Origin of the sequence: Gilvimarinus gilvus (genome assembly GCF_030518155.1) — a bacterium.
Classification (GTDB): Bacteria; Pseudomonadota; Gammaproteobacteria; order Pseudomonadales; family Cellvibrionaceae; genus Gilvimarinus; species Gilvimarinus gilvus.
Genome location: NZ_JAULRU010000371.1, coordinates 1 through 20,035 on the forward strand (window position 1 = coordinate 1; position 20,035 = coordinate 20,035).

Below are 20,035 nucleotides of genomic sequence, written 5' to 3' on the forward strand. Positions count from 1 at the left end.
GCTTTTAATCAGCCTGCGGCAGTCGCCGTGGGCTTGATTAACCTTCCGAAATGGCTACCATAGCCTCGCTTACCACTTCCAGGCTGGCCCGTACTCGTCGTTGCCACTTTTCGATGGGTGGGCACACACCGTCAAAGTGGCACCTAGCAGGCTGAGAGTCTGAGTACGTAAGGGGGTTTTCAACGCCCTGCTAGACGGCCCCACTGATTTGGCTTAGTGTTACGCATACCACACACCGACGCTGGTAAACCTCATGCATTTACTTTCGATCAATTCTGCTGTTGCCACAGAGTTGGAAATCGGCAACAAAACCGTTACTTCCGGTATTTTTAAAGAACCGTTAAGCGGAGATGTACAGATTAGCGAGTTTGGGGTAGAAGGTGACACCATTGTCGACACCAACGTTCACGGCGGTGAAGATCAGGCGCTTTACCTGTATAGCGCTGCCGATTACACCTGGTGGAGTAAACAGCTAGGCGGGCAACTGTCCCCGGGAACTTTTGGTGAGAATTTGACGATTTCCGACTTTCATGCAGGCGAGCTGCGCATTGGCGACCAATTGAAAATAGGTGATGCTGTACTACTTGAAATCACAGCGCCAAGGGTGCCTTGCGTTAAATTCGCCGCCAAGATGGGCGACCCCAAATTTGTCAAACAATTTGTAGCCGCCCAACGTCCTGGCGCATACGCACGGGTAATCAGGGCAGGGACCATAAGCGCAGGCGCACCCATTGAATGGCGTCCCACCGAACAGGATTACGCAAGCGTTAAGGAAGTCTTCGTCCAGTGGCATCAAAAAGCGTGGCACCCCGACGCCGTAAAGCGCGCCCTACATTCCCCCATATCCAAAATAGCGCGTGGCATTATTGAGAAACGGACTGGCGTTTCTTCCTAGCAGGCAGTGGGAGTTAAAGCGAGTGGAACAAGTACATGCTTACGGGTTACTGATAATCGCACTGATCGTTCTAACGGTCTTCAATGCTCTGATAAGCTGGGATGTTTACTGCTGGACTCCCTCGTTTAAAAAGAAAATTGGCCTACTGTTGTTAGTTTGGCTGGCCCCCTTTATTGGCTTTCTACTCGCTAACAAGATTGGAAAATTGGGCTGGTTCAAAAAGCCTAAAAAAGACCGCGGCACCACATCCATATCCGGAGGCTTTATGGAGGCTGACTCGTTTTTTAACCCCGGGATGAAACACCGCATGGAAATCGTGGAAAAACAGCAAGCTCAGCAAGAAAGCTCTTCGCAAAACCCCACACCAAAACGTTAATTATCCTTTTTCTTCTAGCATTTTAAAGTCTTGATGGAGTTTTGCCACTATGTCGCGAAAAGATCTTCGCCAGGCCATATTACGCCCAATGCGGTCGTCTACTGAATTGGTTCCAGAGCTTATATTCATACCATCTTCAATCACTGCCACCAAACGACCCGTTTGGGATTCCACCAATACCGCCTGAAACGTTAGTATCCCCACCCCCATAGCATTGGTCGAGCTACCAACCGTACCCAAGGCATCCTCGCGCCGCATAGACATTGGCATAAAATCCTTCATTCGGAACTCAATGGCGAGTACGTTCGGGCCGCCTTTCAGCGTCGGCGTTATGTAGCGGGATGATTTAAATTTCTTCATTAAGAAATCATCAAAAAACTGACATATTTTATCCATTTCATTAAAAGATGATTTGCTCCACGATTCTAAATATTCATCATTGGTTGTTTGCGCCAATTCCATGCGATCAAATGTCATAGGGAAAAAAATGGCTTGATCGTACTGGGAAAAATTTACCGTGGTGTCATAGAAAAACGTACTAAAGCTCGAATCATCCCAATTGGAAAAATTCTCTACCTGAGATTCTGGCATCACGGTAGCCACCTTTGCTTTGCCACTTTCACCCTGGGTAGACGAAGCGCCGAAAACCACAGGGGTCAAAGCACAGGCCAAAAGCCAAAAGAAGAATTGGGTTTTCATGAAATGTACCTAGCTTTTAATCGATTGAGGCAAATGCTACCCCTGAATGCACGGGGTTACCACCCCTGCGTTTACAATCAAGGCTTCCCGTAAGCGGAGAAACCAGATATCCGCAATAGCCCATGCACCCAGTACTCAGGCTCGTACTGCCAAAGCGAAAATCCCACCAATATGAAATAATAACGACACCAGTAAAACACTAATAAGGACACAAGAGAGCTTATGGACACTTTTGACGGATTAAAAGCAGTCGTTGCCGTCGTTGAAGCCGGCTCTTTTACCGCGGCGGCCAACAACCTTGGTATCTCCAAAAGCCTGGTGAGTAAATACGTCACAGAGGTAGAGTCCAATCTCGGCGTACGCTTGTTCAATCGCAACAGCCGAAGCCTGGTACTCACCGACGCCGGGCATCAGTATTACCGTCACGCGCGCCAGCTACTGGAAGCTTACAGCTCCATGGTCGACGAGGTGATAACTAAGCAGACCTCGCCCCGCGGCTTATTGCGAGTCAGCTCTCCCATTGCCTTTGGTGAACACATTCTGGCCCGCCTTCTGCCTAAATTTAGCAATTTGTTCCCAGACATAGATGTTGAGCTGCAAATCAGCAACACCCCCGTTAACATGTTGAAAGACAACATCGATGTCCGTATTAAAAGCGGGCACGTTGACGACTCCGACATGATTGCAAGGAGGTTGTGCGATTGGCCACTTATTGTTTGTGCCGCCCCTTCCTACCTACAAGCCAATGGCACACCGGCAACCCCTCAGGCGCTGAGCGAGCATCGCTGTATTCTCGATAGCCACCTAAGGGATGGGCGCAACTGGACATTTAACAGTGTCACCGGCGACCACTACACGGTACCCGTACACTCCAACATTAAAACCAACAACCCTCAGGCCTTGGTCAACCTTGTCAAAGCCGGAGGAGGTATTGGCCTAATGGCAAAACACTCGGTGGTTACCGAACTTGCCAACGGCAGATTAGTTGAGTTATTTCCCGAACAGGCCTGTGTAAATATGGATATTTTTATGATTTATCCACACCGCCAGCACATACCTTGCAAGGTTCAGTGTTTTATTGACTTTATGCTACAGGAGATTGGCTCGCCTTTCGTCAACGGGACGTAAACACTGCGTTCTGTTTATATTAGTTTTATAATCTGATCAACTTCCCTATGCTTGCGCTTGACCGGCTAACCCTATAGGCGCAAGTGAACACCATGCACACCTCATTCCGAATTAATCACCAGATGTTGCAACGCAAAGTTAGCCTGCGCTTGCAGCAAGCCGACCTATCCGCTGAGCGGGCCGATATCGAAGCACAACTGATGGTCGCCGCAGATCTAGCCGAGGTGCCTTCACACGGCATCAAGATGCTCCCTAAATTGATCGCCGCACTGGATGATGGACGCATCAATGCCAAACCCAGCGAGACCATCACTTCTCAGTTTGCGGCCGTAAGTATTCTTGACTGTGATTACGGTTCTGGGCGCGCGGCGGCGTTAAGGGCTATGCAGCGCGCCGTAGCTCAGGCGCAAACTTGTGGCATTGGCTTATGCCTGGCGAAAAACACCAGTCATTGGGGGCGCGCGCACGCGTATGCTACCTATGCAGCCCGCGAAGGTTGTATTGGGATATGCAGCACTAACGCCATTCCCTCTATGGCCGCCTGGCAGGCTCGCACAAAAGTATTTGGCAATAACCCACTGGCAATTGGTGTGCCGGCCCCGACTTTGGCTGAGCCCTGCGTGATAGACATGGCCATGAGCCAAGCGTCGGTCGGCAAGGTAGCGACGCTGCTTCAACAAGGCACAAAGGTACCGGACGGACTGGGATTTGATGCTGCCGGAAATCCAAGCTCAGACGCGCAGCAATTACTCGCAGGCGCACTCGCAGCATTTGGCGGCCACAAGGGAGAAGGGCTGTCCCTTATGCTGGAGATGCTCAGCGCAGGCTTAACCGGTGGCGACTTTACCCACCAACTACAGCAGAAAGATCAAAGCGGAATTGACGGAGGTTCATCCAAATTTTTTATCGCCATTAACGTAGCCGCTTTTTTACCTATTGATGAATACCAGAGGCGTATCTGCGAGCTGTTCGACCATCTCAACACCACGGCGCCTGCATTCCAGTACCCCGGGGCGCGAGGCTGGAAATGCCATCAGGCAAACCTAAAACTAGGAGTGCCTTTACACCCTGAGTTGTTGCAACAGTTACAGGCCATAGGAATAACCCTCAACTAAGGATATGGACACAATGCTAAAAACAATCACCGCCTACTCTTTTTTCGTTGCGCTGCACGTATTGAACGCAAACCTTAGCCTCGCCGAGACGCCTAAACCAAGCGTAGGAGTTTGGCTTGCCGACGCTATAGTGGAGCGTCACCAGCCCACTATCGATGCACTCACGCACCACGGCTGGGATCATTCAAACAGTATTGTCCTACACGGCATAGAAAAGATTTACGCCCAGTACCGCAAGCCGACGTATTTCCGCTATATCAAGCGGTATGCAGACGAATACATTGACGACGAAGGTAATATTAGTGGGCTGCTGACAACGCTGGATGGCATGCACCCCGGCGTTATTTGTTTGTTTTTATATGAGCAAACCGGCGAGGAAAAATACCGGCTGGCAGCAAAGACCATGCGTGATCACCTGCTGGGCACCGACGCCAAACCCTCCGTTTTTGCCAAGACACCCGACGGCCTGTACTGGCACAAAAATAACGAGAAATACAAGAATGTCTCTTCTGTCGATGGGTTGTATATGAAAGACCCTTTTTTGGTGCGGTACGGGGTTACTTTTGGCGAGCCAGAAACCATTGCTGCTGCCACCGAGCAGGTAAAATTAATTGCGGCTCGCTCATTTAATATACGCAGTAATCTCGCCTTTCACGCCTGGAGTTACTCACGCGATAGAGCCTGGGCCGATTCAATTACGGGCCAATCTACCCAGCACTGGTCGCGAGCATCTGGTTGGTTCGCCATGGCTTTAATCGATATTCTAGAGTTCCTGCCTCAAAACCACGCGGATTACGTCGCTATTCGCTATATGTATCAACGATTGGCGCAGGGGCTAGCGAATGCTCAAAATCCAAGTGATGGGCTTTGGTACCAGGTACTGGACAAATTCAGCAGTGAAGGGAATTACCCTGAAATTAGTGGTAGCGGCATGATCATCTACGCCTTGCAAAAAGGTGTCGACTTAGAATTACTGCCCGCGAAATACTCAGAGGTAACACGGCGCGGGTGGAATGCTATCCAGCCTTATATTAAGACTTACCATGACGACGGCCCACAGATCACCTCTATAGCTCCAGGCATGAGTGCTAAGATTAACTACCTAGACTATGTCTCAATTAAACCCATTGATGTACCCCAAGCGGGCGCAAAACAATATTCTCACGGTTATATCGGCGTGCTAATGGCTTCATCCGTGATGGAGTAAACTCATTGAGTCCGCTCCATCAAACTTGCCCCTTGCCCTAATCAAGCGAGGAACCGTAGGCCAGCAGCATAATGAAAAATCAAATCAAGCGAGCGACATAAACTGTACGGCACATGCCTTATCTAAAACAATAGATTTAGACCAGAACACGTGAACCTTGTCGTAACAATACTGAGCCGAACGCATGGTACAAATTAATGCGCCAGCCGCAGTTACGGTAAGCAAGAAAACTGTTGAAACCGCACGGGGTGATACTAGCGTGGGCTTGTGACAATAGGTATAGTTTTGAGTATTAAATTACCTAGAGACAATATTGTTGTGTGTTTTCAAAACCTCCGCGCCCTACCCGCCAGTTTCGCCCTCCTTCTCGGATCATTAGTTTGCGCACCCGTGCTAGGCGCCGTCTGCCCCACACAAATAGATGGTGACCGTTGTACCGCCAAAGATTTGCAGCCTACCGGCACTAGCATTATCGCCGGACCATCAGCGTGCACACAGGGAGATACCGTTTCCCTGACAGTACGCGTTGAGTTTGAAAATGGTGGCGGTGCTAACAATCGCTATGACTTAGGCTTTTTTGTCGGCGATAATGGCGACTCTACAATTGGCGGAGCAAGCTGCACATTTGCATCGTTAACGCCACAGGGCGGTGCGATCGACCTCACGTCCGGTGTTGGTCCCTATCAGGATTTGGACGGCGACAGTTGCGGTGACCTCGACTCTTCCAACCCAACTTATCGCGACATTGTGCTTCCCAATACACTTTGCAAAGACGACGATGGCGACGGCCAGGTTGATGTAGATTTTATCATCTCCTGGGATAACAACGGATCATCTGCCGATTGTTCCGACCCTAACGATTCCACTCTATTTGAACCAAATCCACCCAAGTGCCTGTCTAGCGCCGACTTCGACCTACCGGTGCAGGTTGAGCCCGCGCCCTCGATTAGCGTCACTAAGGTGGCGCTGCCAGCCGAACTCGAAGCGCCCGGCGGAGACGTCACCTTTTCTATCGCCATTCACAACGATTCATCCGCCACCGACCCGGTCACCATTACGTCACTGACCGATGCACCCTACGGGGATCTAAACGGTCAAGGCACATGCACCACGCCAATAGTTATCGCCCCACAACATACCGAAGCATGTGAATTTACCATTCCTATTAGCGGCAGCCCTGGCGATTCGTTTACCGATACCGTTACGGCCAGCGGTACCGATGACGAAGGCGATTCGGTTTCCGACTCCGACTCGGCCACTGTCGACATTGTAAACTCCACCTCCCCAGTAGGCGATTTACAATTGCGAAAAGTAGCCATGCCCTCAACCCTACCTGAACCCGGAGGTTTAGTTCGCTACAGCGTTTTACTCTACAACGCCTCATCAACGGGGGTGGAGGTCACAACACTTGATGATGACCTTTACGGAGACCTTAACGGACAGGGCTCTTGCAATGTACCGATAAGACTTGATGCCACCACTACACCTTTTTATATTTGCCACTTCTCTGCCCCTGTAAACGATGTTCCTGGCGCTATTATCACTGATACTATTACCGCTATCGGTAGCGATGACAATAACAATCCGGTTTCAGCCTCAGACAGCGCCAGTGTGACAATTACCGACTTGAACTCCAAATTAGAGGTCACCAAAACTCCCTTCCCTGCGTTACTCGCTGAGCCCGGAGGAAATGTAACTTATCAAGTGCAGATACAAAACGTATCGACAGCGGATGAAGTTACGTTGAACACTCTCAATGATAATATTTACGGTAACCTCGATAGCCTTGGCACCTGTAGCGTGCCGCAAGTTCTCGCCGCTAATGGCGGCACCTATCAATGTGAATTTACACAAGCTATTAACGGCTCTGCAGGCGACAGGGAAACTGATATTATTACCGCTTCGGGCGTTGATGATGACGGCAACACCGTATCAGCTATTGGTGCAGCAACCGTATCAATTGAAGCGGCAACGCCGCCGGTAGGCAGCATTCGTGTCATTAAAACTCCGTCCAGTACCAGTGTTTACGAACCGGGCGGCATCATTACTTTTAATGTGACCGTATTTAATTCCTCCGACAACGCCGATGCCACAATTAACACTCTGGTAGATAGCGTTCATGGCAATCTAGACGGCCAAGGGGATTGCGCCTTACCCGTAGTGCTTCCAACGCGGTCAGTTTATCGCTGTAGTTTTAGTGCTACCGTTGTTGGGCGCGGCGGTGAGCAAGAGTCAAATGTTATTGTCGCCTTTGGTGAAGATGAAACATCGAGAACATTGCTCGGTAGCGATGTTGCGCAGGTCGCCATTCTCAACCGTCCAGCCACGCTTGCCCTCACCAAAACAGCTTCGCCTCGTATAATTATTGCGCCCGGGCAAGATGTAACCTTTACCATTGAAGTCACCAACACATCGGTCACCAATAGCATCGACTTAACCAGCTTAACAGACTCGGTATATGGCAACCTTAATGGCCGCGGCAGTTGCAGTTTACCGCCGACTATTGCCGCAGGCATTACGTACAGCTGCAGCTTTACTGAATATGTGTCGGGAGATCCGTACTCAGCTCACTTCAATTTAGCGCAAATACAGGGTGTATCAAACGATGGCGACGTCGTTGCCGCCAACGCAGCAGCGGTCGTAGCCATACTGGCGGCCGGAAACGGGGCATTTGCTCTGCCTGTGTATGGCAACTGGACAGTTGCCCTGAGCGTGGTATGTATTTTACTGCTCAGCATTGTGAGCTTGCGCAAACGACAGCGCTAATCTCGAGGCAACAACAACGGCCGCGGGAGCACCGCGGCCGGCTTTGTTAACTGCCTGATTCCTCGGTTTTTTCAGGCTGAATAATATTGTTCACTGCCACCGTAATACGCTGGCGCAGCGCCTCACTTTGATTGGCAGCATTAGCAATATTTTTGTACTCACTCAAACTCAGGCCCGAATCTTTAATTGCGGTTTGCATTTGGCTTTGCGCCTGCTGTTGGATTGACTGCTTTTTTTCGGGATCTGTGATCTGCTGCAGTTGCGAGCCATATTGACGACTGAGTGACTGCACGGCCACATAAGCATCGGCAAATTCTGCAACCTGGCCCTCACTGACTTTCATTGCAGAGGCGGAAGCCGACGGCAGGGCCGAGGTATCAGGTGACTGCGTTGTGGCCTTTTCAGCGTGTACGGCACCCGAGGCGAGGGTGGCTGCGACCAAAGCTCCACAAAGAGATTGCATAGCAGGTTTCATAATTACTCCTTAGGTTACTAAAGTGATCGGTAGCAGTTCTAAGGCAGGAACCATGCCGAGGTTGTAAGCCTATGTTTTTATACGACTTTCAGGCTAGCACTTACACCCTTTTGTAAATATAACAATGCCTCAACAACACAATTTACAAAACCTGAGAGTGCTAATATATTTAGCCAACTTGTCTATTTAACGGCTGCCTCTAAGAAATGCCGCGATCCACTTCAACACCAGCAGGTCGTCCAGCGGCTGCTGGAGCGACTCTAACGCCCGGGCAACGTTAATGTCACCAATTGCCTCTACCCGCCGCCCCATCAGTGCTTTCGCATAGTCACGGGTAAATTCGGGATGCCCCTGAAAGGTCAGCACCTGGCGCCCTAAACGAGTCATCGCCACAGGGCAGTATGCCGTTCGCGCAAGCAGCTCAAACTCTGGTGCCATTTTCACAACCTGATCTTGATGACTGGACAACAACCGGAAGATTTCACCCTCAGCGCCAAACAGTGCATCGGCACCTACCAGTTGATTTTCGTGCGTACCGACACACCAGCCGCCTTGCGCCAGTTGCACCCTACCGCCCAGCGCCTGATGAATAACTTGGTGACCAAAACAAATCCCGACCACCGGTACGCGACTCGCGACCAGTTCACGTATATGCTCCTGTAAGATGTGAATCCAAGGGTCTGAATCATAAGCCGCTGACTTACTTCCGGTTATGAGTACGCCATCAATATTTTTCATAGATCGCGGGTAGTCAAGCTCATTCACATCAAAACGTGAAAAGGTAAGTCTACAATCAAACCCTGCAAATGCGCGCATAAACATATCCGGATACTGACCATGCTGCCGCGCCAGTGATTCGGGAATTGTGTCAGTGTTATATATCGCTATTGACGTCATTAATACCAATTTCTCGCACATTAATTTTTTGCAAAGATGGAATCCCGCGACTATTCGTCGCGAGTGCCCGGAAACCTACACGCCATTTACAAATAGACATGACTAGCAGCCTGCTAGCTCGAACGGTGTTAACCTATCCCCTTCAAACAACCAAAAATAAGGAGTGAACCATGGGCGCCTCTCACCGAACGCTTAAACACGCCTGCCTGACGCTCAGTCTAGTGGTGCTTAGCGGTGTATGTAATGCTGAAAATCTCTGGCAAGGAAAACGGGCAGCAATTTCACTCACCTATGACGACTCCCTGAATGTACACCTTGACAAGGTAGTGCCCGCTCTCAACCGGCATGACATGAAGGGCACGTTTTATCTCACAATTAACGTCCCTCCGCTCGCTGAGCGACTGAACGAATGGCGACAAGTTGCCGAGCAAGGGCACGAGTTGGGAAATCATACCTTATTCCACCCCTGCAACGGCCAAGGGGCCGGGCGCGAGTGGGTAGCCGCTGAGCGCGACCTTTCTCAGTGGACAGCGCAACGAATGGTTGACAATATTAAGGTTGCCAATACAACTTTGCAGGCAATAGATGGCAAAACCGAACGTACACTGGCATTCCCCTGCGGCGATACAAGTGCGGGGGGAGAATCATACGTCGACGCCATTAAACCGTTGTTTGTCGGCGCGCGCGGTGTACATGCAAGCTACCCAACGCCCGATCAGGTTGCTCAATACAATATTGCGGCCCACATGATTAATGGCCAAAGTATCGGACAGTTGCAGACAATGGTGGATAACGCCATTGCCAATCAAGGTTTACTGGTGTTTTTATTTCATGGTGTGGGCGGAGAACATGGCCTTAACCTCGATGAGCCGACCCACCTAAAACTGTTGAATTATCTTAGCAACAAGCAATCCGATCTATGGATAGCCCCAATGGTAGACATTGCACAGTTTATTGATCAGCAGGAATAACGTTGATAACAAGATTGCCGAATTTTTGACCGCTGTCCACATAGGCGTGGGCAGCACGCACCTCTGCCAGCGGATACTCCCGATCAATCAACGGGGTTAGTTTCCCCTCACTTAACCAGCGATTCAGTGCGGTTAACAGCTCAGGTTTGTAATCGGCAAATTCAAACAATATTTTTCCTGGGCCCTTTTTATTGCGACGACTCGCACTGATCATCCCCCCTAAGCTGGGCGCACCCAATACATAGCAACCACCGACCTTAAGGGCAGATAACGCGTCGTCGGTTGCTTTTTTTCCTACTACATCAATAACGGCGTCATAACTTGCTCGCTGAGTAAATACATCCTCACTCTGATAGTCAAAAACTCGTTCTGCGCCCAATCGCTTCAGCCCCTCAAGCTTGTTGGCGCTATCTGAACAATCAACGGTGGCACCTAGAATTTTTGCTAACTGTACCGCATAGGTACCAATACTGCCGCCGGCGCCGTTAATTAATATTCTATCGCCGCTTTTCACTTGTGCCAGACGTAAAAAATGTAGGGCATTCACGCCCCCTGTCGGGATGGTGGCGGCCTGTGCAAATGAAAGACCGTCCGGAATCAAAGACACCGGGTATGTTTGCGGCAAACAGATATACTCGGCGTAAGCGCCAAAGCGAAACAAGGTGGCAGCGTATACCTTGTCGCCGGGCTGAAAGCGCGTAACCTTATCGCCAATCGCCACAATCTCACCCGCCACCTCTTGACCTAAGACTCCTTTGCGAGGCTTGAAAACGCCCAAAAACAATCGCATGGGTAACCAGAGAAATGCGGGGAAATCGAATCGGCGCGCTTCACAGTCGCCCGCAGTGACGGTTGCAGCATAAATCCTTATTTTGATTTCATCGTCTTTTACGACAGGCTCCGGACGCTCCATTAGCTGCAGTCTGTCCGGCCCACCATAGCCTGCACACACTACAACACGCATTGGGCGTCTCCTTGAATTTGTCGACAGGTTAAGTATGGCGGAGCGCTGAAGGAAATGCCAGAGAGGTCAAATAAACGCGGATTTATGGGACATAGCAGCGCATTCAGCGCGCAAACAACACTTGATCAGTTACCAATACATCCAGCATGAGCACATATTGCTCATTGAGTACCAAAGCATAGGTCTTGCACATATCACCACTGCGAATGTCGCGATAAGCTTCTGAAATAACCATTTGCTCCAGGGGTAGCTGCCGAATCCCGATTAGCCTCGGGAAATAAGGCCTGTGACTCCAGTTACTCCCGATCATTGCTGCGTCAGACTGAACATCGCGGCCACTTAACTCAAAGTTTGGCGACACTTGGGTACCCGCCACATCGCACATATAAAAGCGCAGTATGCCTAGTTTCTGAAACGCGGCGGCCGACATGGTGGCATGAATATGTGATAAATCGTCACTGGCCCGCAGCCACTCTTTCAAAATGCGAGCCTGACTTTCAACTTCAAGACGGTGGCGATATGCACGTTCAAATGTATCGGCCTTGCGCGATAGATATTGCTTTTTCAACGTTTGAGTTTTCTGCTGATACTCAAGTCCCGTGAACGGTGATACTTTGGCCGGGTCATAAATCCAGCCCTGCACTAAATCAGCGCCACACTCTACGGCAAAGTCAAATTCATCCTGAGTTTCAACGCCCTCACATACGATCTGGCAACCTGCCCGCATGGCCATTGAGGTAATGGCCAAAGCAATATCGGCAGCGCTGCCTCCACGCGACGCCGCTTTAAACAAATCCATGTCGAGTTTTATCAGATTGGGCTCAAGCGCAATAATTCTGTCAACCTGTGACGCACCCGAGCCAAAGTCGTCGATCGCCACCCGAATTCCGTGACGCTGATACTCCCGGGTTAATTTTCTTAGATTTTCCAGGTTACCACTTCGCTCTGTCACCTCTATGACCACACGCCTTGGGTCAATTCCAACCTGATCAATCATGTTTAAGGTGGGGACCACATTCAGATCGACCAGACGATCAACCCATAGCGGTGAAATATTGAGCGCAATGAATTGGTTAGTCGGCAAAGTGGCATAGGTTGCCAGCGCCTGTCGTCGAATAGCCCGGTCAGCGGACAAAACCCAGTCTTGCGAGTAGCTCTCATCAAAAAATAATGCCGCTGCGGATACGACACGCCCCGAGCTATCCCTTTGACGAGCCAGCGCCTCATGGCCTGCAACCTTACCTGAGCTCAGCTCAACGAGAGGCTGAAAGTGAGGAAAGTACTGGTCAATGGACGTTGGCGTAGTACCCGCGGGCTGGGAATATTTCATAGAGCTTAGAATGTTCACAATACATCTCTCGTTCAGAACCGCTCTTTTATCCAGGTGCAACTCCCAGCCACAAAGGAACGACCAGGCAACCGTGCACTGGCCCTAGGGGTAAGCAGGATATATACCACCTTTGCGAACCCGTACAATCTGATAGTTAGTACCGCGAACACTGAGGAAGTAAACGAAATACACCCCCGTTAACTCCCTGAGCACCATTTCCTTGCGCGCCTGATATCCGCCACCGTTACGAATCGTGCACCACCCGCCATGCTTGAACCCATTTGGAGCACGATGATGACAATTGAGTCATTGACTCCCAATCACGCAACAGCCTCATAACTGATTGCGGCGATGCCCCAAATCGACGCATTGCCAAGCTCCCCCGCCCCTAAGGCAAATATTCATCCGCACAGTTGCAACCTGTCCTCTGCGCGTGAGCGAGCAGGAACATGGTCACCGCAAGACCCGCGCGACGGCAACCCGAACTACAACCCGAAATGTTGCGATAAAGGCTGTCGCACCAACAACCGACAAAAACTATCAGCCACCCCAGCCCAATAGCCCTAAGCCGGTCATTTTAGCGATAAATTCCCGGTTTTCGGGCATCAGTAGAATATTTACCAAAAAAACACCCAGCAGATGGTGTTTAGGGCTAATTGATATTGGCAATTGAGTGCCGCAACACTGTACAATGCCGTCCAATTTTTGGCCTTGATTATACGAGTATCGAAATGACAGACCTAAGTTTATACAGAAATATCGGTATCTTTGCCCACGTTGACGCGGGTAAGACCACTACCACCGAACGTATCCTCAAGCTCACCGGTAAAATCCATAAGCTGGGTGAGGTACACGAGGGTGAATCCACCACCGACTTCATGGAACAGGAAGCTGAGCGCGGTATTACCATTCAGTCCGCTGCCGTTACCTGTGAGTGGAAAGGTCACCGCCTGAACGTCATCGACACCCCCGGGCACGTTGACTTTACCGTTGAAGTTTACCGCTCACTGAAAGTACTGGACGGCGGTATCGGCGTTTTCTGTGGTTCTGGTGGTGTTGAGCCTCAGTCAGAAACCAACTGGCGCTACGCTAACGAATCTGAAGTTGCTCGTATCATCTTCGTCAACAAGCTGGATCGCATCGGCGCCGACTTCCTGAACGTTGTTGATCAGATACAAAACGTGCTGGGTGCCAAGCCACTGGTTATGACCCTGCCTATCGGCCGCGAAGACACCTTTAGTGGTGTGGTTGATCTGCTGACCAAACAAGCCTATGTTTGGGACGATTCTGGCCAGCCAGAAAACTACGACATCGTGGACATCCCTGCTGACATGGCTGACGACGTCGACATGTACCGCGAGCAACTGATTGAAACGGCCGTTGAAATGGACGACGACCTGATGATGGCTTACATGGAAGGCGAAGAGCCTTCTGTAGAAGACCTCAAGCGCTGCATCCGCAAGGGCACCCGCGATCTGGAATTCTTCCCTACCTTCTGTGGTTCGGCCTTTAAGAACAAAGGTATGCAGCTGGTTCTGGATGCGGTTGTCGACTACCTGCCAGCCCCTGCCGAAGTAGATCCACAAGATCTGACCGACGAAGAAGGTAACCCAACCGGCGAGAAAGCCATTGTTTCTGCCGATGAGCCTTTGCGTGCATTGGCGTTTAAAATTATGGACGACCGCTTTGGCGCCCTGACCTTCGTACGCATCTACTCGGGCAAGCTGAACAAGGGTGACACTATCCTTAACAGCTTTACCGGCAAGACCGAGCGCGTTGGCCGCATGGTGGAAATGCAAGCGGACGAACGCAACGAGCTGAGCCACGCTCAGGCCGGTGACATTATTGCCATCGTGGGCATGAAGAACGTACAGACCGGTCACACTTTATGTGACCCGAAAAACCCATGCACGCTGGAAGCCATGGTGTTCCCGGATCCGGTAATCTCCATCGCGGTTGCGCCAAAAGACAAAGGCTCTACCGAAAAAATGGGTATCGCCATTGGTAAGATGGTGGCTGAAGATCCATCGTTCCGTGTTGAAACCGATGAAGACTCAGGCGAAACCATTCTGAAAGGTATGGGTGAACTGCACCTGGACATTAAAGTCGATATCTTGAAGCGCACCTACGGTGTAGAGATGGAAGTGGGTCAACCTCAGGTTGCTTACCGCGAAACCATCACTCAAGCCATCGAAGATTCTTACACCCACAAGAAGCAGTCTGGTGGTTCTGGTCAATTCGGTAAAATCGACTATCGCATCAAGCCGGGCGAAGCAAACACTGGCTTCACCTTTAGCTCTAGCGTTGTGGGCGGTAACGTACCGAAAGAATTCTTCCCTGCCATTGAGAAAGGCTTTAAAGGCATGATGGACCGCGGCCCTCTGGCCGGCTTCCCTGTACTGGACGTTGAAATCGAACTGTACGATGGTGCGTTCCACGCCGTTGACTCCTCTGCGGTAGCCTTTGAGATCGCCGCTAAGGGCGCTTTCCGTCAGTCTATGCCAAAGGCAGGTCCACAGTTGCTGGAGCCTATTATGAAGGTTGACGTATTCACCCCAGAGGATCACGTGGGTGATGTTATAGGTGACCTGAACCGTCGTCGCGGTATGATCAATGGCCAAGAGCCAAACGCTACCGGCGTTCGCATCAAGGCAGAAGTTCCCCTGTCAGAGATGTTTGGCTACATTGGCCACCTGCGTACCATGACCTCCGGTCGCGGCCAGTTCTCTATGGAGTTTTCTAAGTACGCTCCATGTCCGGCCAACGTTACCGAAGAAGTTATCGCTAAGGTAAAAGAGCGCGAAGCAGCCGAGAAGAAGTAATAGCTGCAACGCCTAAAAAAAAGGCCCCGCAAACTGCGGGGCTTTTTTTTGCCTGTCATTTGCACAGCTCACACTTTCTGTTATAAAACAACTATACAAGCTTCGATCTACTGGCGGTAAAGGGACTCCAATGCCATTGACCCACTCATTGAAGAAAGATCTATGCCTCATAGTAGGTGCGATTATATGCACCTTGAACCCAACCAACCTAAACGCGCAAGAGGTAGAATTACCGCCCGACTATGTCGCACTTGTTCAGAGTTTTACCGCCCAGAATATCGCACGCGCCGTGGTTCTGGCCGACTCTAATCTGGTCACATTGGGCGTAATGGATTTTGATCCGAATGAATTCGTCGACTTCGGCAATATTGATGTAGGCAACGAAGAAACGTTAAAACAACGCAGTCAATTAGCGACATATTCCTTTCCATGGGCACTTCCCAGCAAAAAGATTTCGGACAAGATTAGCTGGCATTCACTATTGCGGGCGTCCTTCGTCGCAGCTGATCAGGATTTATCTCTTAGCGACTCTGGACGCACCAGCACACTCGAAGAAGAAACGTACATGCTATTTGGCGAAAGTTCCTGGCGCTACCAACTCAATCACCAGTGGAAATTTCATGCCGGCCTTGGCGGGCAGCTGGCCTATTACACCAACAGTTTTCATTATGCGGACTCACCCCTAAGGGACATCCGCGCGACTTTAGACGACACATTACTCAACACCGATTTTGGCGCATGGCTACTTGACCCCTCTATAGGGGCTAGTTTTCGGGGTGAAGCGTGGGGACAAACATGGGAGTACAAAACTATGCCATAGGGCACACGGTGGCAACGGACAGCCATGCCCAGGACACTACAATCGAAACAGGACGCCTTAGCAACACGCTGGTGTATCACTATGACACCCCTGATGTACTGAAACGACGCAGTCAAATTCGGGTACTGGCAAGCCGAATCGACGTTGGCGGCGATGCAGTCAGCCCCCTGGGCTCGCATCACTATTACGAGCTTGGAGCAGGTTGGTTGATTGACACCAGTAACGACATAAAATTTTTGAATAATATAGGAGTTGGTCTGGCGCTCAATATTGGCAGCAACTTAAGCGGCGGCAGCTTAGTCATTTTGTTTAACGAGTAAATGTAAAACCACGCCCCCAAAATAAAGGAACCTGATTAAGTCTCTGGTCGCCTCTGCGCGAGCCCAAAAGCTCAGTACTTAAGGCGTTTTTCGCAAGTAATATCCGTAACCCTTGGCAAGAAAAACAACGCGACGTAGGGAATGTTTTGGCCGCGCCCTTCGGGGCTTATAGAGTTTTCCGGTGTCTGTGTTGGCTCACCTCCTAGCTCAGGCACAGCGACAATATACTTCAAACCCTGCTCAACCGCTGTCGTATTCGCGCCTTAAGAAGTTCTAGGTTTTGCGGATGAATCGAGACATAACGAATACGAAGCCACCATTGAATTTACCGTCAACACCTGGGGACTCATTTGATAAAACCGAAACACCCAAGGTTCAACTCCAAAGAGGGCACAGTCAACCACCACCGTCTTTACCGCGTTCAACTGTTGTGCAAACGTATCCAGATTATGAGCACGCTGGCGATAGATTTGCTCCACACAGCGGCGCACTGACTGGTCTCTTTCCAGCAGACATTACCCCCTTAACCCAACCTTATTGCGAAGCCTTGATATACGACTTAAAGGCAGGATCATCGTGTTAATCAATAAGCGTGCGGTAACTCTGACTGAGAGTGACATCGAACCGCGTCAGGCCCCCTATGCATTGCATACGACATACTACCATCCAATGTTTGCCTTAGACTCAACCTGGACGTTTAAATTCCCGTCGGGCACGCGCGACTTGAGGCCGTGTGACGCACTCCTGCAGATGGTCATTCACCAGCCCCATTGCCTGCATAAAAGCAAATACAGTGGTGGGGCCAACGAACTTCCACCCCTGTTTTTTCAGTGCCTTAGAGAGTGCGATGGATTCGGCAGAGGTTGTTTGCGATTGTGGCGCAACCTCTGCCGCCGGCTCATATTGCCAGACATAGGCAGCAATCGACCCTTCGCGCGCGATCAGCTCTTGCGCTCGCCTAGCATTATTAATCACTGCCTCAATTTTTCCCCGATGTCGAACAATTCCTGCATTTTGCAGCAGTCGATCGACATCCTTTGCCGTAAACTTTGCAACCGTATTAATATCGAACTGTTTGAATGCCTCGCGAAAGTTCTCCCGCTTGGCCAAAATAGTCCGCCAACTTAAGCCCGACTGAAAACCTTCCAGGCAGAGCTTCTCAAATAAAACCCGATCATCCGCCACCGGAAACCCCCACTCTTTATCGTGGTAGGGAAAAAACTCATCCACTGAGCCACACCAACCACAACGGGGTTTACCATCTGGCCCTGCCACGGTGCCACTCATGCAGCCACCTCAGCATCCAGCAAGGCAAGTGACTGTGCCACCTTAGTAGGTGTTAACTCAATAATTTCCGCAGCGACAATACCTTCTGTCACAAGCGGATCTTCACTCACTCGGCTCTCAATATCCTCACGCGTTACATTGTGAGCAATTATAGCGCCACCGCGCGCAGGCGCCACACTGCCAGCTAAAACGAAAACCTGATCGGCAAAACCTTGTTGCAGCCATTCATTGTGCTCTGCCATCAACGCGGGGGCTCGCTCGCGTTTGTCCGTAAAATTCAAAAACACTATAAACATTACCGATCTCCTTTGGTTGAATGACTTCCGGCCGGCGACTTCTCCAAACTTTGCAACCACTGGCACATACGTTCAATTTCCCGATCCACAAAGCTTTTGTCGCGATAAGTACTGGCAAGCGTGGCGGTGCCCTGGCTAAACGCCAACACGTGCAAGGCGTGTTCTTCAGCCAATGTCTGTTGGCCCATGGCGACAAACTGATGCACCAACCAATCCTTGAATACCGTAAATACTTCGCCGGCATGTTTGCGTTGCGGGTGGTCAAGCTTGCCGAGTTCCGTACTGAGTGTGCCGACTGGGCAACCGTAAAGTCGAATACTGGACCAATTGGTAGTGAGTATTTTGATAAAGCACCGAACACGTTGGGCCGGTGTGTTTGATTTACCCTCCCAAGCTTTGAGCATGTGTCTGGTTTTTTCCAGACGTCGCTCTATAACGGCATCCAGAATCGCGTCTTTGGTTTTGAAATGGTGGTAGAAATTGCCGCGGGATATACCCACCTTCGCGGCAATTTGTGCAAACGAGGTATGCGTGAAACCCTGCTGATAAAACAGCTCATCGGCACACTCAATTATGGCGGCTTGTGTAACGTGCATAACTCTCTTTAGGTCGCTTGCCCTATAGTCAGATTAGGACAATCGACCTAGAAAGTCAAACCTTTCGATTTAATGTCGCGCCAAATCAAACAAATGGATGTGCTCATCAACCAAGGCTATAAACTCGGCCAGTTTGGCTGGCTTGTTGAGGCCTTGCCGATACACGGCCGATATCGACAAGCCCTCACTGACCCAACCTGGTAAGACCTCCTGCAGCCGGCCCTCGTACACGTGATCCCGGACCACTAGCCAAGGCATCTGTGCGACACCCACGCCCTCTAGCAGAACGTTTAACAGAGCTTGCATATCATCGCACTGGAAAAGTGCGGGCAAGGTAATCGTGCTTGAGATATTTCCGTTGCGCATTGTCCAGGTCGACATTTCGGCCGCGAAAACCTGCAAGCAACGATGGCCCGTCAAATCCTGAGGGCTATTGATGGGTGGTTGCTGCTGCAGATATTTGGGGGCAGCAACAACCACCCTATTGGCATACCCCAGCGGCTTTTCAATCAGACTGTCGTCGCGATTTGTGCCCATTCGAAATGCGAGATCGAGTCCCTCTTTAAACAGATCCTCATAGTCGTAAGAAAGCTTTAGTGCGACCCGGGCGTCGGGCCATTGCTGCAAGAACAGCGGCACCAGGTCGCGGGCAATAAAGCGCCCCAGCGCTGGTGGTGCGGCCAACCTGAGCTCTCCGTTTACACTGTGTTGCAGCCCCTTCACATCCTCGACCATCAAATCGGCCTCTTCTAGCAGAGCGCGCGCCCGCAGTGCCAGTATGCGCCCAGCCTCGGTCAAGCGGACCACACGGGATGTGCGGGCGAATAGCGGTGTCTGCAGCCGGGCTTCCAGCTGCGCAACGATTTTGCTGATTTGCGACTTGGGTATTCCGAGTGTATGGCCGGCGTGGGTAAAGTTGAGGTGCTCCGCCACGGCCATAAACACCCGCAAAGCTTTTAAATCAATCGTTTCGTTTTTCATATCGTTACGTTTCAAAATACAGGATTGTTTCAATATTATTCTAGCAGCATACTGATCCTCATTCTCGACCTGAGCGCATCAAGCCCCTAC

At 50.6% G+C, this 20,035-nt stretch carries 17 protein-coding genes and 1 pseudogene; 9 read left to right on the top strand and 9 right to left on the bottom strand.

The window, feature by feature from the left end; translation table 11 throughout:
* Positions 1 to 253: 253 nt before the first annotated feature.
* Complete coding sequence (locus QWI17_RS06310) at positions 254 to 895, top strand: MOSC domain-containing protein (protein ID WP_302721680.1); 642 nt, start codon at positions 254 to 256, stop codon at positions 893 to 895.
* Between the two features lie 22 nt (positions 896 to 917).
* Positions 918 to 1,271 carry a hypothetical protein gene (locus QWI17_RS06315; RefSeq protein WP_302721681.1) on the top strand — a complete coding sequence of 118 codons (354 nt, stop codon included), beginning with the start codon at positions 918 to 920 and terminating at the stop codon, positions 1,269 to 1,271.
* Here the strand turns inward: QWI17_RS06315 and QWI17_RS06320 are convergent, their stop codons facing one another.
* Positions 1,272 to 1,970, bottom strand: a complete 699-nt coding sequence (locus QWI17_RS06320) for a hypothetical protein (protein WP_302721682.1) — start codon at positions 1,968 to 1,970, stop codon at positions 1,272 to 1,274.
* Between the two features lie 222 nt (positions 1,971 to 2,192).
* Between QWI17_RS06320 and QWI17_RS06325 the strand changes: the two genes are divergently transcribed.
* From QWI17_RS06325 to QWI17_RS06340, 4 genes are all read left to right on the top strand, one after another.
* A complete protein-coding gene (locus tag QWI17_RS06325) occupies positions 2,193 to 3,098 on the top strand; it encodes a LysR family transcriptional regulator (RefSeq protein WP_302721683.1) in 906 nt (301 codons plus the stop codon).
* 92 nt (positions 3,099 to 3,190) lie between these two features.
* A complete protein-coding gene (locus QWI17_RS06330; protein WP_302721684.1) occupies positions 3,191 to 4,213 on the top strand; it encodes an Ldh family oxidoreductase in 1,023 nt (340 codons plus the stop codon).
* Between the two features lie 13 nt (positions 4,214 to 4,226).
* Positions 4,227 to 5,420, top strand: a complete 1,194-nt coding sequence (locus QWI17_RS06335; protein ID WP_302721686.1) for a glycoside hydrolase family 88/105 protein — start codon at positions 4,227 to 4,229, stop codon at positions 5,418 to 5,420.
* A gap of 285 nt (positions 5,421 to 5,705) precedes the next feature.
* Positions 5,706 to 8,186: a hypothetical protein gene (locus QWI17_RS06340; protein ID WP_302721687.1), complete on the top strand. Its 2,481-nt coding sequence runs from the start codon at positions 5,706 to 5,708 to the stop codon at positions 8,184 to 8,186.
* Positions 8,187 to 8,232: 46 nt separating this feature from the next.
* Here QWI17_RS06340 and QWI17_RS06345 read toward each other — a convergent pair whose 3' ends face one another.
* Together QWI17_RS06345 and QWI17_RS06350 are read right to left on the bottom strand one after the other, a co-directional pair.
* Positions 8,233 to 8,661 (bottom strand): DUF4168 domain-containing protein, encoded by a 429-nt coding sequence (locus tag QWI17_RS06345; protein WP_302721688.1) that lies wholly within the window; start codon positions 8,659 to 8,661, stop codon positions 8,233 to 8,235.
* A 186-nt stretch (positions 8,662 to 8,847) separates the two neighbouring features.
* A complete protein-coding gene (locus QWI17_RS06350; protein WP_302721690.1) occupies positions 8,848 to 9,579 on the bottom strand; it encodes a glutamine amidotransferase-related protein in 732 nt (243 codons plus the stop codon).
* 149 nt (positions 9,580 to 9,728) lie between these two features.
* On the opposite strand from QWI17_RS06350, the gene QWI17_RS06355 reads away from it, so the two are divergent.
* Entirely contained in the window at positions 9,729 to 10,529 is an 801-nt protein-coding gene (locus QWI17_RS06355; protein ID WP_302721691.1) for a polysaccharide deacetylase family protein, read from the top strand.
* Here the strand turns inward: QWI17_RS06355 and QWI17_RS06360 are convergent.
* Both QWI17_RS06360 and QWI17_RS06365 read right to left on the bottom strand, forming a co-directional pair.
* Positions 10,510 to 11,493: an NAD(P)-dependent alcohol dehydrogenase gene (locus tag QWI17_RS06360; protein ID WP_302721692.1), complete on the bottom strand. Its 984-nt coding sequence runs from the start codon at positions 11,491 to 11,493 to the stop codon at positions 10,510 to 10,512. The two genes, QWI17_RS06355 and QWI17_RS06360, sit on opposite strands and share 20 nt — an antisense overlap.
* Positions 11,494 to 11,596: 103 nt before the next feature.
* On the bottom strand, positions 11,597 to 12,841 hold the full coding sequence (locus QWI17_RS06365; RefSeq protein WP_302721694.1) for an EAL domain-containing protein: 1,245 nt from the start codon (positions 12,839 to 12,841) through the stop codon (positions 11,597 to 11,599).
* Positions 12,842 to 13,554: 713 nt separating this feature from the next.
* Here QWI17_RS06365 and fusA point away from each other — a divergent pair.
* Together fusA and QWI17_RS06375 are read left to right on the top strand one after the other, a co-directional pair.
* Entirely contained in the window at positions 13,555 to 15,645 is a 2,091-nt protein-coding gene (fusA, locus tag QWI17_RS06370; protein WP_302721695.1) for an elongation factor G, read from the top strand.
* A gap of 328 nt (positions 15,646 to 15,973) precedes the next feature.
* A pseudogene (locus tag QWI17_RS06375) lies at positions 15,974 to 16,785 on the top strand (Solitary outer membrane autotransporter beta-barrel domain).
* Between the two features lie 684 nt (positions 16,786 to 17,469).
* Here QWI17_RS06375 and QWI17_RS06385 read toward each other — a convergent pair.
* The 4 genes from QWI17_RS06385 to QWI17_RS06400 form a co-directional block, all read right to left on the bottom strand.
* A complete protein-coding gene (locus tag QWI17_RS06385) occupies positions 17,470 to 18,072 on the bottom strand; it encodes a DNA-3-methyladenine glycosylase I (protein WP_302721700.1) in 603 nt (200 codons plus the stop codon).
* Complete coding sequence (locus QWI17_RS06390) at positions 18,069 to 18,368, bottom strand: YciI family protein (protein ID WP_302721702.1); 300 nt, start codon at positions 18,366 to 18,368, stop codon at positions 18,069 to 18,071. The genes QWI17_RS06385 and QWI17_RS06390 overlap by 4 nt, the downstream gene beginning before the upstream one ends.
* Positions 18,368 to 18,964 (bottom strand): TetR/AcrR family transcriptional regulator, encoded by a 597-nt coding sequence (locus QWI17_RS06395; RefSeq protein ID WP_302721703.1) that lies wholly within the window; start codon positions 18,962 to 18,964, stop codon positions 18,368 to 18,370. The genes QWI17_RS06390 and QWI17_RS06395 overlap by 1 nt, the downstream gene beginning before the upstream one ends.
* A 69-nt stretch (positions 18,965 to 19,033) precedes the next feature.
* The gene (locus QWI17_RS06400) at positions 19,034 to 19,945 is read right to left on the bottom strand and encodes a LysR family transcriptional regulator (RefSeq protein ID WP_302721704.1); all 912 of its coding nucleotides are present in this window, start codon (positions 19,943 to 19,945) and stop codon (positions 19,034 to 19,036) included.
* Positions 19,946 to 20,035: the final 90 nt, after the last annotated feature.

Bases quoted from the DNA above. Each gene is read 5' to 3' on its own strand.
- QWI17_RS06385 (WP_302721700.1), bottom strand. From the start codon at position 18,072: ATGAGTGGCACCGTGGCAGGGCCAGATGGTAAACCCCGTTGTGGTTGG.
- QWI17_RS06335 (WP_302721686.1), top strand. From the start codon at position 4,227: ATGCTAAAAACAATCACCGCCTACTCTTTTTTCGTTGCGCTGCACGTA.
- QWI17_RS06395 (WP_302721703.1), bottom strand. From the start codon at position 18,964: ATGCACGTTACACAAGCCGCCATAATTGAGTGTGCCGATGAGCTGTTT.
- QWI17_RS06390 (WP_302721702.1), bottom strand. From the start codon at position 18,368: ATGTTTATAGTGTTTTTGAATTTTACGGACAAACGCGAGCGAGCCCCC.
- QWI17_RS06360 (WP_302721692.1), bottom strand. From the start codon at position 11,493: ATGCGTGTTGTAGTGTGTGCAGGCTATGGTGGGCCGGACAGACTGCAG.
- QWI17_RS06355 (WP_302721691.1), top strand. From the start codon at position 9,729: ATGGGCGCCTCTCACCGAACGCTTAAACACGCCTGCCTGACGCTCAGT.
- QWI17_RS06345 (WP_302721688.1), bottom strand. From the start codon at position 8,661: ATGAAACCTGCTATGCAATCTCTTTGTGGAGCTTTGGTCGCAGCCACC.
- QWI17_RS06350 (WP_302721690.1), bottom strand. From the start codon at position 9,579: ATGTGCGAGAAATTGGTATTAATGACGTCAATAGCGATATATAACACT.
- QWI17_RS06310 (WP_302721680.1), top strand. From the start codon at position 254: ATGCATTTACTTTCGATCAATTCTGCTGTTGCCACAGAGTTGGAAATC.
- QWI17_RS06330 (WP_302721684.1), top strand. From the start codon at position 3,191: ATGCACACCTCATTCCGAATTAATCACCAGATGTTGCAACGCAAAGTT.
- QWI17_RS06325 (WP_302721683.1), top strand. From the start codon at position 2,193: ATGGACACTTTTGACGGATTAAAAGCAGTCGTTGCCGTCGTTGAAGCC.
- QWI17_RS06320 (WP_302721682.1), bottom strand. From the start codon at position 1,970: ATGAAAACCCAATTCTTCTTTTGGCTTTTGGCCTGTGCTTTGACCCCT.
- fusA (WP_302721695.1), top strand. From the start codon at position 13,555: ATGACAGACCTAAGTTTATACAGAAATATCGGTATCTTTGCCCACGTT.
- QWI17_RS06400 (WP_302721704.1), bottom strand. From the start codon at position 19,945: ATGAAAAACGAAACGATTGATTTAAAAGCTTTGCGGGTGTTTATGGCC.